At 70.1% G+C, this 16,759-nt stretch carries 11 protein-coding genes; 3 read left to right on the top strand and 8 right to left on the bottom strand.

Annotated features, from left to right (window positions below; genetic code table 11):
- Positions 1–75: 75 nt before the first annotated feature.
- Entirely contained in the window at positions 76–1,500 is a 1,425-nt protein-coding gene (glnA, locus tag H613_RS0115465) for a type I glutamate--ammonia ligase (protein WP_026924509.1), read from the bottom strand.
- Positions 1,501–1,746: 246 nt separating this feature from the next.
- Here glnA and H613_RS26930 point away from each other — a divergent pair, with 246 nt between their 5' ends.
- Positions 1,747–2,193 (top strand): RDD family protein, encoded by a 447-nt coding sequence (locus H613_RS26930; RefSeq protein WP_051393402.1) that lies wholly within the window; start codon positions 1,747–1,749, stop codon positions 2,191–2,193.
- Positions 2,194–2,224: 31 nt separating this feature from the next.
- On the opposite strand, the gene H613_RS26925 is transcribed toward H613_RS26930, so the two are convergent.
- Positions 2,225–3,565 (bottom strand): NYN domain-containing protein, encoded by a 1,341-nt coding sequence (locus H613_RS26925; RefSeq protein WP_035738266.1) that lies wholly within the window; start codon positions 3,563–3,565, stop codon positions 2,225–2,227.
- 122 nt (positions 3,566–3,687) lie between these two features.
- Here H613_RS26925 and H613_RS0115445 point away from each other — a divergent pair, with 122 nt between their 5' ends.
- On the top strand, positions 3,688–4,824 hold the full coding sequence (locus H613_RS0115445; protein WP_026924508.1) for a glycosyltransferase: 1,137 nt from the start codon (positions 3,688–3,690) through the stop codon (positions 4,822–4,824).
- Here H613_RS0115445 and H613_RS0115440 read toward each other — a convergent pair.
- The 3 genes from H613_RS0115440 to H613_RS0115430 all read right to left on the bottom strand — a co-directional run bounded on the left by H613_RS0115440 (position 4,821) and on the right by H613_RS0115430 (position 9,284).
- Positions 4,821–5,492: a response regulator transcription factor gene (locus tag H613_RS0115440; protein WP_026924507.1), complete on the bottom strand. Its 672-nt coding sequence runs from the start codon at positions 5,490–5,492 to the stop codon at positions 4,821–4,823. The two genes, H613_RS0115445 and H613_RS0115440, sit on opposite strands and share 4 nt — an antisense overlap.
- Positions 5,493–5,714: 222 nt before the next feature.
- Positions 5,715–7,478, bottom strand: coding sequence for a sensor histidine kinase (locus H613_RS26920; RefSeq protein ID WP_084546664.1), 1,764 nt, complete (start codon positions 7,476–7,478; stop codon positions 5,715–5,717).
- 9 nt (positions 7,479–7,487) lie between these two features.
- Positions 7,488–9,284 carry an AMP-dependent synthetase/ligase gene (locus tag H613_RS0115430; RefSeq protein WP_026924506.1) on the bottom strand — a complete coding sequence of 599 codons (1,797 nt, stop codon included), beginning with the start codon at positions 9,282–9,284 and terminating at the stop codon, positions 7,488–7,490.
- A gap of 345 nt (positions 9,285–9,629) precedes the next feature.
- Between H613_RS0115430 and H613_RS0115425 the strand changes: the two genes are divergently transcribed.
- Positions 9,630–10,577 (top strand): ROK family glucokinase, encoded by a 948-nt coding sequence (locus H613_RS0115425; RefSeq protein WP_026924505.1) that lies wholly within the window; start codon positions 9,630–9,632, stop codon positions 10,575–10,577.
- Positions 10,578–10,639: 62 nt separating this feature from the next.
- On the opposite strand, the gene H613_RS0115420 is transcribed toward H613_RS0115425, so the two are convergent.
- From H613_RS0115420 to H613_RS26910, 3 genes are all read right to left on the bottom strand, one after another.
- Complete coding sequence (locus tag H613_RS0115420; RefSeq protein ID WP_026924504.1) at positions 10,640–12,229, bottom strand: RICIN domain-containing protein; 1,590 nt, start codon at positions 12,227–12,229, stop codon at positions 10,640–10,642.
- 171 nt (positions 12,230–12,400) lie between these two features.
- Positions 12,401–13,633 (bottom strand): hypothetical protein, encoded by a 1,233-nt coding sequence (locus H613_RS26915; protein WP_035738265.1) that lies wholly within the window; start codon positions 13,631–13,633, stop codon positions 12,401–12,403.
- A 155-nt stretch (positions 13,634–13,788) separates the two neighbouring features.
- Positions 13,789–16,521, bottom strand: a complete 2,733-nt coding sequence (locus tag H613_RS26910) for a cellulose binding domain-containing protein (protein WP_051393401.1) — start codon at positions 16,519–16,521, stop codon at positions 13,789–13,791.
- Between the last annotated feature and the right edge of the window lie 238 nt (positions 16,522–16,759).

The following is a 16,759-nucleotide window of genomic DNA, read 5'->3' as shown; positions in this document are numbered from 1 at the left end:
CCCGGCGGGGGAGCAGACGGCAAAAGGGCGCGGCCGGCATGTGCCGGCCGCGCCCTCCGGGGGTAAGCAGTTCCGCTAGACCTCGTAGTACAGATCGAACTCGTGCGGCGTCGGACGCAGGCGGATCGGGTCGATCTCGTTCTCCCGCTTGTACTCGATCCACGTCTCGATGAGGTCCGGCGTGAACACGCCGCCCTCGGTGAGGAAGTCGTGGTCGGACTCGAGGTTGTCGAGCACCTTGTCGAGCGAGCCGGGGACCTGGGCGATGTCGCCGTACTCCTCCGGGCCCAGCTCGTACAGGTCCTTGTCGACCGGCGCCGGCGGCTCGATCTTGTTCTTGATGCCGTCCAGGCCCGCCATGAGCATGGCCGAGAACGCCAGGTACGGGTTCGACGACGGGTCCGGCACGCGGAACTCGACGCGCTTGGCCTTCGCGTTCGACCCCGTCACCGGGATGCGGGTGCACGCCGAGCGGTTGCGCTGCGAGTAGACCAGGTTCACCGGCGCCTCGAAGCCCGGCACCAGGCGGCGGTAGGAGTTCACGCTCGGGTTGGTGAACGCCAGGAGGCTCGGGGCGTGCTTGAGCAGGCCGCCGATGTAGTGCCGCGCGGTGTCCGACAGGCCCGCGTAACCGGTCTCGTCGTAGAACAGCGGCTCGCCCGCGGCCCACAGCGACTGGTGGGTGTGCATGCCGGAGCCGTTGTCGCCGAACAGCGGCTTGGGCATGAACGTCACCGTCTTGCCCGCCTGCGTGGCGGTGTTCTTGACGATGTACTTGAACTTCTGGACGTCGTCGCCGGAGTGCAGCAGCGTCGAGAAGCGGTAGTTGATCTCGGCCTGGCCGCCGGTGCCGACCTCGTGGTGGGCCCGCTCGATCGTCAGGCCGGCCTCGATGAGGTTGGTCGTCATCCGGTCGCGCAGGTCCGCGAAGTGGTCGACGGGGCCGACCGGGAAGTACCCGCCCTTGTGGCGCGGCTTGTAACCGAGGTTGCCCCCGGCCTCCTCGGCGCCGGTGTTCCACGCGCCCTCGACCGAGTCGATGTGGTAGAACGCCTGGTTGGCGGTCTGGTCGAAGCGGATCGAGTCGAAGATGTAGAACTCGGCCTCGGCACCGAAGTAAGCGGTGTCGGCGATGCCGCTCCCGGCCAGGTACTGCTCGGCCTTCTTGGCGATGTTGCGCGGGTCCCGGCTGTAGGCCTCGCGCGTGAACGGGTCGTGGATGAAGAAGTTCAGCGCGAGGGTCTTCTGCTCGCGGAACGGGTCGATGAACGCGGTGGCGACGTCGGGCAGCAGGAGCATGTCCGACTCGTGGATCTCCTGGAAGCCGCGGATCGACGAGCCGTCGAACGCGAGGCCCTCCTCCAGCAGGTCGGCGTCGAAGGACGCCGCCGGGATGTTGAAGTGCTGCATGACGCCGGGCAGGTCGCAGAAGCGGACGTCGATGAACTTCACGTCGTTGTCGCGGACGTAGCCGAGGAGCTCTTCTGGGCTGGAAAACACGAAGGTGTTCCTCTCGGTAGGTATGAAGCTAAATCCATGGCTCGCACGCTTTGCCACGGTCTGGCACCGACGTCGCTGTCGACACCGCGGTATTAGGCGAAACGCTATCCGCAGTCAGTTGCCTCAGCGTAAATCAAATGTTTCGCGCGTGTTACTTGCTATGCGTGAACTCGTCATCTGTTGACCGAACCCACTGCTCACGGCCGCTGGATCCCACCGCCCGGAGGCGGCCCGTAGACTCGCGCCATGACAACGGAAAGCGACGGCGCGGCAGAGGGAACGGACACCGGCGGCCAGGATCTCGCCGGCCTCGGCGAGCGCCTCACGGCCCTGGTGATCGACTGGGTCTCGTGCCTGGTGCTCGTCTACCTCCTCGAATGGATCGGCACGCTGCCGCCCGGCCCCGACGACGTCCGCATCGCGACCCCCGCCCTGTTCATCGTCTACTACACCGCCTGCATGACCTTCGGCTCCCAGAGCCTCGGCATGGCCATCATGCGCATCGCCTGCGTCTCGGCCACCACCGGCGGCCGCCTCGGCTTCTGGCGCGCCCTGGTGCGGGCCGTGCTCCTGTCGCTGGTCCTCCCGGCGCTCAGCGCCTTCGGCCACCGCTACCACCGCGGGCTGCACGACCTGGCCGCCGACTCGGTGATGCTCAAGGCGACGCCCCGACCGGCCTCCGAGACCCCGTGACGGCCCCGCGCATGCGAGCCCGAACCCCCGCTCAGCCGCGCTGGATCCGCCGCACCAGCATCGGCGACGGCACCGAATAGGCGTCGTGGCGCCGCACCCGGTCGGCGACCTCCCGGTCCGAGGACACCACCACGACCGGGCGGCCCTTCGGCTCCACCCTGGCCAGGTCCACCACCACGTCGTCGGCGATCTCGCCCTTGGCGCTGAACAGCACCCGCACCCCGCGCGCGCTCGGCTTCGCCCCGAAGATCGGATCGGCCCCGTCGAAGACCACCGTGATCTCGGCGTTCGTCTGCGCCGCAAGGGCTCCCAGCCCCTGGACGAGCCGGTTGCGCTGCTGCTCCAGCGTCAGCGTGTCGCCCCAAGCGCTGATGGTGACGTTGTAGCCGTCGACGATCAGGTGCGGGTTCGGCAGCGACAGCAGGTGGTCGAGCCGCTGCGGGTCGGTCTGATCCAGCCCCCGCGAGCCCTCCGTCTCCCGCGTCTCGGGCTCGGCGCAGCGCTCGTCGGCCACGTAGTCGGCCGGGCGGTCGGCGACCGGTTCGAGCCCGAGTTCGCGGCGCAGCCCGGTCGCGGTGCCCGAGAGCGTCTCCATCAGCAGCCACAGCCGCGAGTCGGCGAGCCGGTCCGCCTCGCGGTCGGCCCGCCGGAGCTCGTCGAGCTGCGAGCGCAGCGACGCCGCCTCGGATTCGAGGCGGCGCCGCTCGGCGCGCCGCTCCGAGTCGGCCTGCTTGATGCGGCCGCGCTCGGCGGCCAGGTCCCCGGCGAGCTTCGCGGCCCGCTCCTCGGCCTCGCGCAGCTCCCGCCGCGCCTTGCGCAGGTCCTCCTGCAGCCGGGCCGCCGCCGACCGCTGGTCGGTCAGCGCCCCGCGCAGCCGCTGGTTCTCCTTGTCGACCGCGGCGATCCGCCGCCGGGCCTCCTCGTCGACCGGCGCCTCCGCGGCGGCGGCCTCGGGCTCGGTGCGGACGGCCTCGGCCGCGCCCGCCACCAGCGCCCTCCAGCCCTCGGGACGCAGCAGGTAGGCCAGCGCGGCCACCTCGGCGGGATCGGCCATCGCCGAGACGGCCCCGCCGTCGGCGACCGCCCGCACCAGCGGCGCGTCGGCCCCGGCGAGCACCTCGCCCAGATCGGCGCGGAACGCATCGCCCCCGGCCAGCTCGGCGGCGATGTCGGCGCGGGCCAGCTTGGCGCGCTTGGCCTGGTTGAACTTGAGGAACCGGCGCAGCTTCGCGGGCACCTTCGCGGGCGCCAGCCCCGGCATCGCGGCGGCGGCGATCTCGACGGTCTTGCGGCGCACCGGCTCGGACAGGAAGACCGCCGGCTCGCTCTCGTCTCGGTCCGCGGGCCCTTGACCGTCCTCGCCGCTCGTCATGGCCCCCAGTGTGCCATCGCCCTCACCGGCCGCCCCGCCCGCACGCCGCGGACCGAGCCCGCCGGATTCCTTCGGGGATCCGGCCCGGCATGACAGACTAGGGCAGTCATGAAGGGGGCATGATGAGCCGAACGCTGCTGGTGACGAACGACTTCCCGCCACGCAGGGGCGGCATCCAGACCTTCGTGCACGGCATGGCGCTGCGGCTGCCGTCCGACGACCTGGTCGTCTACACCTCTTCCTCTCCCGGCCACGAGGCGTTCGACGCCGTCCAGCCGTTCACCGTGGTCCGCGACCGGGCCGCGATGCTCCTGCCGACTCCGCGCGTCGCCCGCGCCGTCACCGCCCTCGCCCGCGAGCACCGCTGCGACCGCGTCTGGTTCGGCGCCGCCGCCCCGCTCGGGCTCCTCGCCGCGGGGCTGTTGCGCGACACCGGCATCGAGCGGGCCATCGCGCTCACCCACGGCCACGAGGTCGGCTGGGCGATGATGCCGGGCACCCGCCAGGCGCTGCGGCGCATCGCGGGCTCGCTCGACGTCATGACCTACCTCGGCGGCTACACCTACCGGCGCCTCGCCCCGGTCGCGGCGAACCTGACCCGGCTCGAGCAGCTGACCTTCGGGATCGACACCGAGACGTTCCACCCCGGCGTCGACGGCACCGGAGTCCGCGACCGCCACGGCCTGGGCGGGCGGCCGGTCGTCGTGTGCGTCTCGCGGCTGGTGCCGCGCAAGGGCCAGGACAAGCTCATCGCGGCCCTCCCGCGCGTGCGCGACCGGGTCGGCGAGGACGTGCGGCTGCTCGTCGTCGGCCAGGGACCCTACGGGACCCGGCTGCGCGAGCTGGCCCGGCACCACCGCGTCGAGCACGCGGTGACGTTCACCGGCGCGGTGCCCGAGAGCGAGCTCGCCGGGCACTTCGCGGCCGGGGACGTCTTCGCGATGCCGTGCCGCACCCGCCGCCGGGGCCTGGACGTCGAAGGACTGGGCGCGGTCTTCCTGGAGGCCGCCGCGTCCGGCCTGCCGGTCATCGCGGGGGATTCGGGGGGCGCGCCGGACACGGTGCTGCACGACCAGTCGGGCTGGGTGGTCGACGGCAGGGACGTCGACGAGATCGCCACCCGGCTCACGCAGGTGCTCACCGACCGGCCGCTGGCCGAGAAGTTCGGCGCGGCCAGCCGGGAGTGGGCCTGCGGCGAGTGGACATGGGACCGCCAGGCCGGGCGCCTCGAAGCGATGCTCTACGGCGAGACCGTCTAGAACTTCGGCTGGTCCGGTGCCTCCAGGAGACCGAGCTTCAAGGCCGTCATGAGCGCCTGCGCGCGGTTGCCCGCCCCGAGCTTCTCGTAGAGCTTCGAGATGTGCGTCTTCGCCGTCGACTCCGAGACGTACAGCTGCTTCGCGATCCCGGCCACCGACAGGCCGTCCGCCAGGAGCTTGAGCACCTGCGACTCTCGCGGCGAGAGCTGGGGGCCGGTCGGCGTCAGGCGCCGCTGCATGGCCTCGGCCAGGTCCGCGGCGCTGAACGCCGTCGGGTTCGCCGAGGCGTGCCTCGCCGCCGAGACCACGTCGTTCGCGGGGGCGCTCTTCGGCACGAACGCGCTCGCGCCCGCGTCCAGGGCACCGAACAGCTGGTCGTCGCCCGCGTACATCGTCAGCACCACGATGCCCATGTTGGGGTGGGCCTTGCGGAGCTTGCGCGTCGCGTCCAGGCCGGAGCCGTCGGGGAGTCGCAGATCCATGATGACGACGCTGGGCATCAGCGAGGCGGCCAGGCGCAGGGCGTCCCCGGCCGTGTCGGCCTCGCCGACGACCTCGAACTCGGGGTCGCGATCGAAGGCGTGCCGCAGGCCCTTGCGGATCAGATCGTGGTCGTCGACGATCAAGACCGTCGTCTGGGCAGTCGATTCGGGAGCGTCAGCGTTCATTGGATTCCTTCTTGTACAATGTTCCTGGCCGTGCCGCGAAAACCAAGCATTGCGGCCCTACCGCCGGGCTGGCGGGATGTGAAGCCTGTGGAGGCCTTGTAAGACCGTTGTCCCCTAGGGGAGGGTAACGGCAGTCGCCCGCGAAGCAGGAAGACCGACCAGGCGACCGGTCGGTATTCCCTCTCTTTGCGGAGGGAAGGATGTCAACTCTGGTCTCTCTCCTCATCGGTTACCTCCGGACTCACGGTCGGGTGACTGGTGTGCCCTCTCCTCAGTCGAGGTCGCGCGGTCGGCGGCCGCCCACTCCTCGGAGGCCGGGTGCGCGGGCGCCGACTTCGGGGTCGGCCTGGCGGAGGCGTTGAGCACCACCGCCACGGTGGTGCCGTGCGGCTGGTGGGGCCGGATCTCCAGCGAGCCCCTGATCCGCTCGGCGCGCTCGCTCATGATCGCCAGTCCGTAGCGCCCCTCGGAGGCCTCGCCGGCCAGGCCCTGGCCGTCGTCGGTGACCTCGATTCGCGTGTACGGCGGGTCCACTTCGCAGGTGACCCACAGGTTCTCCGCTCGAGCGTGCTTGCGGGCGTTGGTGATCGCCTCCTGAGCGATCCGCAGCAGCTCGGCCTCGGTGCTCGCCGGGAGGCGCGCCCCGCCCTCGTCGAGCGACAGGTGGACCCGCAGCCCTGCGGAGGCGCCCACAGTACGAGCATAGTCCGCGATCGCGGACGCCAGCCCGCCTTGGCGGTCGACGTTCGACCGCAGCTCGAACAGCGAGAACCGCAGCTCGGTCACGAGCCTGGTGACCTCGCTGCGCAGGTCCTCCAGCTCGGTCCCGGCCTCGCCGGCGTCCTCGGGCAGGACCGCCATCGCGTTGTCGATGCCGTAGCCGAGCATCGCGAGCTCCTGGGCGATGCCGTCGTGGATCTCGCGGGCCAGCCGCTGGCGCTCCTCGGTGGTCGCCATCGACCTGACGTCCTCGAACAGCAGCGCCGTCTCCAGGCGCAGCGCGGCGCCCTTGGTCTGCTCCTCGGCGGCGGTGATGGCCTCGGTCCCGAACGCGGCCGCGTCGTCCGACTCGATCGCCACCAGGCCGACGGTGCGGCCCTCGGCCACGAGCGGGATCACCAGCGACGCCACCGGACCCTGGGTCGAGCGCGACAGCGGCAGCTGCCCGGCCTGCGGTTTCTGCCCGGCCCAGGCGTCGGCCAGCAGCGCGTTCATCTGCGGGGAGGTCTCCCAGTCGACCCGCTCGTCGGCGTGCTGGGACAAGACGACGAGCCGCCGTCCCGAGGAGGCGGCGAGCACGGCCGCCCGGTCGGCGCCGGGGATGCGCACGACCGTGTCGACCAGTTCGGTGGCGATGCCGCCGGGGTCGAGCGTGGAGCCCGGCAGCTGCCTGGCGACGACCCGCAGCTGCGTCAGCAGGGCCGCGGCCTCGGCGTACGGCAGCTGCGAGTGGCTCAGGTCACTGCGCCTGGAGCGGCGCAGCCACCACGCGCCGACCGCCGAGGCCATGCCGAAGGCCAGCGCGACGGCGACGGTGGTGACGTAGGTGCCGCGCTCGTACGCCGACAGGCGCGGGGTCTGGGTCAGCAGTCCGGCGGCGGCCACCGCCAAGAGCACCGGCGGCCCCCACGTGCGCAGCCTGGCGTACCACTCCGACTGCTCGCCCGGCGGGGCCGCGGCGTCGAACGCGGCCGTGGCGAACGGGGCGATCAGGTACGGCAGCATCCAGGCGGGGAGCCCCCCGGTGGCGAGCGTGCCGAGCACGACGACCACGACCTCGGCCAATCGCCCGGCCGGAGCGAGCACGCGGTGCCGCGGCAGGACGATCCCCGGCAGCGTCGCCAGCGCGAGGATCCCGCACCACGTCACGGCGGCGACGAAGCCGACCGCCGCCCAGCCGAACACGACGACGAGCGCGAAGAGCACCGCCCGCAGGGCGACGGCGGGTAGGCGCCACTGCCGCTCCAGGACCGCCTCCTCGCTCATGCAGCCTCACTAACTGTGCTTGTCGTACAACGCGTTGATCTCGTCTGAGTATTTTTTCACGACCACGTGCCGTTTGACTTTGGTTGAGGGGGTGATTTCTCCGGCGTCTTCGCTCAACTCTACCGGTATGACCCGGAATCGCTTGATTTGTTCGGCCCGGGAGACCGTCGCGTTCGCGAGATCGACCTGCGCCTGGAGCTCGGCGAGGAGGTCGGGGTCCTCGGCGACGTCCGCGATCGAGGACTCCGGGTCCTTGCCGTGGCGCTCCAGCCAGTCCGGGAGCATCTCGCCGTCCACCGAGATGAGCGCCCCGATGTAAGGGCGGCCCTCGCCGACGACCATCGCGTAGGCGATGAGCGGGTGGGCGTCCATGACCTTCTCCAGCGGCGCGGGGGCGACGTTCTTGCCCCCCGAGGTCACGATGATCTCCTTCTTGCGGCCGGTGATGGTCACATAGCCGTCGTCGTCGATCTCGGCGATGTCGCCGGTCGAGAACCAGCCGTCCGAGTCGAGCACCTCGGCGGTGGCCGCGTCGTTGTTCCAGTACCCGTCGAAGACCTGCGGGCCCTTCGCCTGGAGCTCGCCGTCCTCGGCGATGCGCAGCGAGGTGCTCGGGATGGGCCGCCCGACCGAGCCGATCTTGAGCGCGTTCTGCATGTTGAGCGCGAGCACCGGGGAGGTCTCGGTGAGCCCGTAGCCCTCGAAGATCTGGACGCCGACGCCGCGGAAGAAGTGCCCCAGCTCGCTGCCGAGCGCCGCGCCGCCGGAGACGGCCGAGGTGCACTCGCCGCCGAGCGCGGCCCGCAGCTTCCCGTACACCAGCACGTCCCACAGCCGGTGGCGCAGCTTGAGCGCCAGGCCCGGGCCCGCCGAGGTGTCCAGGGCCCGGCTGTACTCCTTGGCGGTGGAGGCGGCCCTCGCGAACAGGTTCGCCTTGCCGCCGTCGACGGCCCGCTGGTAGGCGCTGTTGTAGACCTTCTCGAACACGCGCGGGATCGCCAGCAGCGTCGTCGGCCGGACCACCGGCATGATCTCGGCGAGCTTGGAGCGGTCGGAGAAGTGCGCCATCGTGGTGCGCGACTCGACGCCGGCGACCTGGAGGATCCTGGCCAGCACGTGCGCCAGCGGCAGGAACATGAGCATCCGCGCGCCCTCGTACAGCACGTCGGGGACCTCGGGGATGATGTTGCGGATGTTCGCCGTCAGGTTCCGGTGGGTGAGCATGCAGCCCTTGGACCGGCCGGTGGTCCCGGAGGTGTAGATGATCGTGGCCAGGTCGTCGGCCTTGCGGGAGGCGCGCCGCTCCTCGATGTCGGCGTCGGCGTGCTCGCCGGACTCGGTGAGCCGCTCCACCGCGCCCTCGTCGATCGTCCACAGGTCCTTGACCGTCTCGGACAGCCCCTCGACGAGCTCGCGGTGCTCGGGCGTCTCGACGACGGCGGCCACGGCCCCGGAGTCGGTGAGGATCCACTCGGCCTGCTCGGCCGAGGACGTCTCGTAGACCGGCACGGTCACCGCGCCGCAGGCCCAGATCGCGTAGTCGAACAGCGTCCACTCGTACCTGGTGCGGGACATCAGCGCCACCCGGTCGCCCGGTTGGATCCCGGCCGCGCACAGGCCCTTGGCCACGCCCACCACCTGCTCGCGGAACTCGGCGGCGGTCACGTCGCGCCAGGTGCGCCCGCCGTCGAAGGTGCGGGCGTACAGCACCGACTGCGGGTGGTTGTCGGCGGCGTCCCAAAGAGAGGTGAGGGTGTTGTCGTCGTCTGGCACAGTCACCACGGGGGGGACGGCGAACTCGCGCATGGGCTGGCTCCGTTCGTGTAGCCGGGTCTACGGCGTTGTAAGCGGCTGACACATAGGTTACCGATGGGTCACTGGGCTCGTGCGGCCGGATTGTGAGCTGAACCATGATGATAGTTGCCGTCATTCCCTGCCGGGGCGTCGGTGGCGTCCCCGAACCGGCCGATTCGGGGCCTTCGATTGGAGCCGAAGCCGAACCGCCGACTCCCGATGTCCTCCCCGGCTTCCGCAAGAGGTGCGAAAAAGGGCGCGCACCTCAGGCGATTAACATCGCGTAAAGTCTGTCGGTGGCCCGCAGCGTCGCGGAGCATCCAACGGCATCGCTCTTATATCGCTGGAGGGACAGCAGTGAGTCTGACAATCGGGGTCGACATCGGCGGGACCAAGGTCGGCGGCGGACTCGTCGACGAGGACGGCAAGGTCCTCGCCACGGCCCTTCGCCCCACCCCGGCGGACGACACCTCCGGCGTCATCCGGGCCGTCACCGAAGTCGTCGAAGAGCTGCGCGGCGACCACGAGATCGAGGCCGTCGGCGTCGGCGCCGCCGGATGGATCTCCGCCGACCGCTCCACGGTCATGCTGGCCCCCAACCTCTCGTGGAAGGACGAGCCGCTGCGCGACAAGGTGGCCGCCGCGGTCGACCTGCCCGTCGTCGTCGAGAACGACGCCAACGTCGCCATCTGGGGCGAGCACCGCTTCGGCGCCGCCAAGGGCTTCCGCTCCTCGGTGCTCTACACCGTCGGCACCGGCATCGGCGGCGGCATCGTCGTCAAGGACAACCTGCTGCGCGGCACCCACGGCGTCGCCGCCGAGATCGGCCACATGCGCTCGGTCCCCGACGGGCGCGTGTGCGGATGCGGCCGCAAGGGCTGCCTTGAGCAGTACGCCTCCGGCGGCTCGCTCACCCAGTCCGCCCGCGAGGGCGCCAAGGCCGACCCCGGCAAGGCCTCGATCCTGCTCAAGCTCGCCGGGGACGACCCCGACTCCATCACCGGCCGGGAGATCACCGAGGCCGCCAAGCAGGGCGACGAGGTCGCCCTCGCCGCGTTCGACTTCATCGGCTACTACCTCGGCAACTCCGTGGCCGACCTGGTGCAGCTCATCGACCCCGGCGTCGTCATCATCGCCGGAGGCGTCGTGGACGCCGGGAGCGTGCTGCTCGACCCCATCCGCAAGCACTACACCGACGCGCTGGCCAAGCGTGCGGCCCTGCCGGTCGCCGAGGTCAAGGCCGCGACGCTCGGCTCGAAGGCGGGCGTCATCGGCGCGGCCGACCTGGCCAGGCACCTGACCTGAGCGACACGTGCGAAAAGGGGCCGGGAGGCGAACCTCCCGGCCCCTTTTCGCCTATCGCGTCATCAGCAGATGTTCAGGGACGCGTTGCCGGTGATGTTCCAGTTGACGTTGTCGCCGCACGGCGACTCCCTGACGGAGGTGTTGTTCACCTCCAAGGTGATCCACACATCGCGCGTGTTCGCGAACTCGTCGCGGGCCGCGACGCGGACTTCGCCGCCGCCGTTGACGGTGCCGCTGCGGATCGAGACGTTGTAGCAGTTCTCGATCAAGATCGAGTTGTTCCCGTTGTTCGCCAGATCCACGTGCTCGATGACCACGCCGCCGGACTGCGAGACGCAGAAGACGCCCCGGCCGCCGCCGCGCGAGATCACGTTGTCGACGTAGATGTTGGTGTCGTAGCCGCCGTCGGACTCCTGGCCGTTGGTGTTGGCCATGCGGAACGTCGCATACCCCGTCCCGGCCCCGACATTGTCGCCGTCGACCGTGCCGACCCGGCCGTTCGTCGAGTTCTGGATGAGCAGGCCCGACTCGCCGACGTTGCGGGCGGTGACCCGCCCGATGTCGAACCCGTCGATGTTCCACGTCTCGACCGCGTGGCTGCCCGCGCCCTCGACGTAGATGTCGTCCATCGTCACGTCGGTGCTCCCGGCCTCGTCGCGCTCGAAGCGGATGCCCAGGCCCCCGCTGAGGTACATATTGATGTCGCCCAGATGGAGATTGTGGTTGCCGTAGAAGCGCATCGCGAAGTACGCCGAGCCGGTCAGGGTCAGATACGGGATCGACACGTTGGAGGTGCCCAGCGACTCGATCGCCCCGTGTCCGGCCCGCCATCCGATGTCGATCGTCCCGCAGCCTTCGAAGGTCCGGTTGCTCGGGATGGAGATCGTGCTCGCGCCGATCCCGCCCGAGGCCATGACGGAGATCCGCTCGCCGCTGCCGGTCGAGTCGACGGCCGCCTGGATCGCGGCCCGGTAGTCCCCGCCGGAGTAGACGGTGCTGCCGCCGTTGCTGGCGGTGTAGTTGCCGCTGGAGCCGGTCACGGTCGCGTCGGGGCTCCCCGAGCCGCAGCCGCTGCCGTCTCCACCGCCGTCATCGCCGCCGCCGTCGTCACCGTCGCCGTCGATGGGAACGAGCTGGAACTGCTGGTTGGCCCCGCCGGTGGGGTCGTACTGGGAGATGCGGGTGCCCGGCTCGGTGGACCACTCCCACACGTCCATGGCCTTGCCGGAGAAGCGGTTGACGAAGGTGGCGTAGCCGCCCGACTCCTGGACCTGCCACTGCTGGTTCGTGCCGCCCAGGTCGTTCCACTGCGCGATGGTCGCGCCGTTCTCGGCGTTCCATTCGAAGACCTCGACGACGAGGCCGGAGTGGCGGGCCTGGATGCGGTAGTAGCCGCCGCCGGAGTCGATGAAGCGGAACTGCTGGTTCTGCGCTCCGGTGTCGTTCCACTGGATGAGCTCGGCGCCGGGCTCGGTGGAGCGGTCGAGGACGTCGAGGGCCAGGCCGGAGTGGCGGCTGACGATCTTGTACCAGGTGCCCGTCTCCACCGCGCTCGCCTGCGGGACCGCGAAGAACGCGATGGCGAGGCCGGTGAGGGCGGCGGTGAGGGTGGTGAGGAGGAGGGTGAGTCTCCGTTTGAGAACTCGGGTCATGGCTTGATTCCTTTGATCGAGTTGATCGGGATATTGGAATGAAACGATTAAATTGGAGCCGGAGCGACGGGGATCGTCAACGCGGGAGGAACCTCGCCGCTCCGGTTCGACATCTCGGACCAATCACCTCCAATAAGGATATTTTCGGTTGGAACGTTTCAGTGGCGCGTGTCAGCAGATGTCCAGCGACGCGTTGCCGCTGATGTCCCAGTTGACGTTCTCGCCGCACGGCGATTCACGCACCGAGGTGTTGTTCACCTCCAGGTAGATCCACACGTCGCGAGTGTTGGGGAACTCGTCGCGAGCGGCGACGCGGACTTCGCCGCCGCCGTTGACGGTGCCGCTGCGGATCGAGACGTTGTAGCAGTTCTCGATGAGGATCGAGTTGTTGCCGTTGTTGGCCAAGTCGACGTGCTCGATGACCACGCCGCCGGACTGGGAGACGCAGAAGACCCCGCGTCCGCCGCCCCGGGAGATCACGTTGTCCACCCAGATGTTGGTGTCGTAGCCGCCGTCGGACTCCTGGCCGTTGTTGTTGGCCATGCGGAAGGTCGCGTAACCGGTGCCGGAGCCGACGTTGTCGCCGTCGACGGTGCCGACCCATCCGTCGGTGGAGTTCTGGATCAGGAGCCCCGATTCGCCGACGTCGCGGGCGGTGACCCTGCCGATGTCGAACCCGTCGATGTTCCACGTCTCCACGGCGTGGCTCCCGGCTCCTTCGACGTAGATGTCGTCCATCGTCACGTCGGTGCTGCCGGGCATGTCCCGCTCGAAGCGGATGCCGAGACCGCCGCTGAGATACATGTCGATGTCGCCCAAATGCAGGCCGTGGACGTCGGCGAAGCGCATGCCGAAGTAGGGGGCTCCCGTCATGTTCATGTACGGGACCGACACGTCGGACACCCCGATGGCCTGCACCGCCCCCTTGCCGGCGGCATAGCCGGTGTCCAGCGTGCCGCAGACCTCGAACGCGGTGTGGCTGGGCAGGTCGATGGTGTTGTCGTCGCCGATCCAGCCGCTGGCCATGACCGAGACCCGCTCCTGGCTGCCGCGGTTCGGATCGAGCGCGCCGATCGCCTCCCAGATCGCGGTGATGTAGTACTCGCCCTGGTAGACGGTCTGGCCGTGGTAGGTGCTGGTGAAGCCGGAGGACTGGCTGCCGGTCACGATCGCGTCGCCCCCGCCGCACGACTGTGCCGCCGAAACATCCGATGCCGCCGAAACATCGGATGCCGCCGAAACATCGGATGCCGCTGAGACGTCCGATGCCGCTGAGGCGTCGCCCGGAGCCGCCGTCTCGGCGCCCGCGGACTGGTTGACGAGGACGAAGGACGCCAGTGCGGTCGCGGCGGCCAGGGCCGCCGTGCCGAGCACGGCGGTCTTGCGTCTGACTGTTCGTATCATTTCGCTGCTTTCACTCGTTGGATGCGGTCTTATGCGGTTGTGGACGGTCGGGGTCGGTCCTCATGGAGTTGTGGGTTCGAGGTCCGTCCGCCGCCCGCGGTGGCGGGCGGCGGACGGAGGCGGCGCCGGGGCCGCACTCCCCGGCGCCGCATTGATCAGCTCAGCGTGCAGGCGGCCTCCACTACTCCGGCGGTGCCGCTCGCGGAGGCGGTGTAGCCGATCTCGACCGAGCCGCCCGCGGCGATCGCGCCGTTCCAGTCGGCGTTCGTCACCGTGACGGTGTTGCCCTCCTGCGTCCACGAGCCGCCCCACAGGTTCGCCACCTGGTCGTCGCCCGCGAACGTCCACTGGACGGTCCAGCCGCCGCTGGTGGCCCCGGTGCCGTTGGTGATCGTGACGTTGCCCTGGTAGCCGCCCGGCCAGCTGTTGGTCGTCGACGCCTCGACGCCGCACTCGCCGCTCGGCTCCTGCGTGGTCGGCGGGTCGTCCGTCGGCTCCTCGGTCGTCGGCTCGTCAGTGGTGGGCTCGTCGTCGGTCGGTTCATCGGTGGTGGGGTCGTCCGGCGGCACGTAGTCGCTCGACTCGCCGACGATGACGCCGCGGCCGTTGGTGCCGATGTAGACCCGCCCGAACACGTCCGGGTCGCCGGTGATGGCCGAACCGGTCCAGCCCCACTGGTGCTCGTCGTCGTTGATCCGCGTCCACGTGGCCCCCTCGTCGACCGAGCGCCAGATGCCGCGCTCGCCGCCGTACGAGGCGCTGGCGTAGATCGCCGGGTAGTCCTGGCCCGGTGCCGTGGCGCCGAAGCCGACCGTGTCGGCCGCGTCGAAGCCCGAGACCTCGGTCCACGTCTGGCCCCCGTCGGTCGAGCGCCACATGCCGTAGGCGCCGTTCTCGGCCCCGCCCGCGAGCCACACGTGGCCCGCGTGGCCCGGGACGGCGCCGAAGCGGACGTTGCCTGAGGCCGGGAAGCCCGAGTACGACGAGGCGGTGAAGCTCGCGCCGCCGTCGGTGCTGTAGTAGAACTGCCCGCCGCCGAAGCCGTAGACGCGGCTCGCGTCGGCCCGGTCGGACTCCACCCGCGCGGCGGTCGGCAGGCCGCTCACGGCCGTCCAGGACGAGCCGTAGTCGGTCGAGCGCTGCGGGGCCAGGCCCTCGGGCGACCACACGATCGCCGAGGCGTTCGCCGTGATGGCCACGGTGCCCGAGGCGGTGGCGCCGCTCGGCGCCTGCCCGGCCCACCAGTTGCCGCCCGAGTCGGACGAGATGCCGATGCCCGGCGCCTCGTCGCCGTTGCCGACGCGGACGACGACGGCCGGGTTGAGCTCGGCGAAGTCCACCGAGGTGGTGGTGACGTGGTAGGGCGACTGGTAGAACGAGTCGGGCACGGCGTCGAGGTCGGTGTGGACGAAGCCGCCGATGTCGCCCAGGGCGCTGTACAGCTCCGGTCCCGAGGGCGGGGCGGCCAGGTCCTGGACGGAGGTCTCCTCGATGCCGTGGACCATCGGCGTGACGTGGAAGGTCTGGTTCGCGTCCCAGTTGGTGAGGTCGTTCGAGCCCCAGATCGTCGCGCCGGTGCCCCACATGACCCGGTCCGAATCGTGCGGGTCGATCGCCATCGAATCGATCATCCAGCCCCACTTGGGGTTCTGCTCCGGCGCGGTGGGGGTGACGCCCCAGTCGAGCCAGCCGACCGAGGAGTAGTCGATCTCGTAGCGGTTGACGCGGTCGGGCCAGCCGTTCAGCGTCCACGACTGGGTCCAGGTCTCGCCGGAGTCGGTGGAGCGGTAGGTGGTCTCGTCGGGCCACCAGGCGTTGATGCTCGAGACCATCAGAGTGCCGGGGTTCTGCTGGTCGAGTGTCAGGCCGCCGAAGCCGAAGCCCTGGTAGTCGGTGCCGTTGGGGCCGGGGTGGATCTCGGTCCACGTGCCCGCGGCCGTGTCGTAGCGCCACACCGAGCCGCCGCGCTCGGTGCCCTCCTCGTTCGGCGGTCCGTTGTAGGGGCCGGGGTCCCAGGCGGTGATGATGTAGAGGTAGTCGTTCACCTCGTCGAGGGCGGCCTGCTTGGGGATGTTGGGGAAGCCGTCGACGGTGCCGATCTGCGTCGCTCCGGCCAGGGGCTCCCAGCTGGCGCCGTCGTCGTCGGAGACGTAGACGGGGTTGTCGGGGTCGGCGACGCCGACGTAGGTCTTCCCGGCGTCGGGGTCGAACTCGATCCAGATGACGCCCTGGTCGTCACCGAGGTAGGGGTCGCCCGGGGTGACGACGAAGTCGCCGGGATCGGGGAAGCTGGTGACCTCGGCCCAGGTGCGGCCGTAGTCGGTGGACTTCCACAGCCCGTTGCCGCTCGGCGTGCCGAGGTAGAGCGTGGAGTTGTCGCTCGGGTCGATGGCGAGCCGTTCGCCCATGCCGCGGCCGGGCATGTTGCCGCCCTGTTTGAACGGGAGCTCGGCGACGCCCCACGTCTCGCCGTAGTCCTCGGAGTAGAGGACGGCGCCGTTGTTGGGGTCCCAGTCGTTGGTGTAGGTCCCGACCGCCGCGTAGACGCGATTCGGTTCGACCGGGTCGGTGGCGACGGAGACGACGCCGGTGTAGCCCCAGTCGTCCCAGCCGACCCAGTCGAGCAGGGGCTTCCAGGTCTGCGAGTCCTCCTGCCAGCGGTAGAGGCCGCCGACGTCGGTGCGGGCGTAGATCAGGTCGGCCTCGGTCTCGTTGAACACGATCCCAGGGACGAAACCGCCACCGGCTATGGCGGCGTTGCTCCAGGTGTAGGTCTCGGCCTGGTCCGGCTCAAGGGTCTGCGAATGGGCGGTCGCTTGAACGAAGGTTGCGGTCGCCGCGGTGACCGCGCCGACGCTCAAGAGCCCGAGGAGTCTGCTCTTCCTCATCGATCTGCTTTCGATCGGCGGCGCCCGCGGCTTTCGCCCCCGACCGCGGCCGGGACGCCTTGTTTGACTATCCGACCAAATATAAACATGTATCGATGTAATGTCAATCAATGTTCACGATAAACCACCAGCGCGTGATGCCAAAGACCGGTCCGCTCGCGGCATCGCGAGAGGACCGGTCACGCAGCACTTTCAGGGGCCGTCCGCGAACCCCGGACGAACGCCGTCCGCCCGTTCC

Origin of the sequence: Glycomyces arizonensis DSM 44726 (assembly GCF_000482705.1) — a bacterium.
In the GTDB taxonomy this organism is placed as follows: domain Bacteria; phylum Actinomycetota; class Actinomycetes; order Mycobacteriales; family Micromonosporaceae; genus Glycomyces; species Glycomyces arizonensis.
The sequence above is the reverse complement of the archived record's forward strand: the minus strand, read 5'-3'. Positions and strand labels throughout refer to the sequence as shown.

Bases quoted from the DNA above. Each gene is read 5' to 3' on its own strand.
- H613_RS26915 (WP_035738265.1), bottom strand. From the start codon at position 13,633: ATGATACGAACAGTCAGACGCAAGACCGCCGTGCTCGGCACGGCGGCC.
- H613_RS26920 (WP_084546664.1), bottom strand. From the start codon at position 7,478: ATGAGCGAGGAGGCGGTCCTGGAGCGGCAGTGGCGCCTACCCGCCGTC.
- H613_RS0115445 (WP_026924508.1), top strand. From the start codon at position 3,688: ATGAGCCGAACGCTGCTGGTGACGAACGACTTCCCGCCACGCAGGGGC.
- H613_RS26930 (WP_051393402.1), top strand. From the start codon at position 1,747: ATGACAACGGAAAGCGACGGCGCGGCAGAGGGAACGGACACCGGCGGC.
- H613_RS0115440 (WP_026924507.1), bottom strand. From the start codon at position 5,492: ATGAACGCTGACGCTCCCGAATCGACTGCCCAGACGACGGTCTTGATC.
- H613_RS0115420 (WP_026924504.1), bottom strand. From the start codon at position 12,229: ATGACCCGAGTTCTCAAACGGAGACTCACCCTCCTCCTCACCACCCTC.
- H613_RS26910 (WP_051393401.1), bottom strand. From the start codon at position 16,521: ATGAGGAAGAGCAGACTCCTCGGGCTCTTGAGCGTCGGCGCGGTCACC.
- H613_RS0115430 (WP_026924506.1), bottom strand. From the start codon at position 9,284: ATGCGCGAGTTCGCCGTCCCCCCCGTGGTGACTGTGCCAGACGACGAC.
- H613_RS26925 (WP_035738266.1), bottom strand. From the start codon at position 3,565: ATGACGAGCGGCGAGGACGGTCAAGGGCCCGCGGACCGAGACGAGAGC.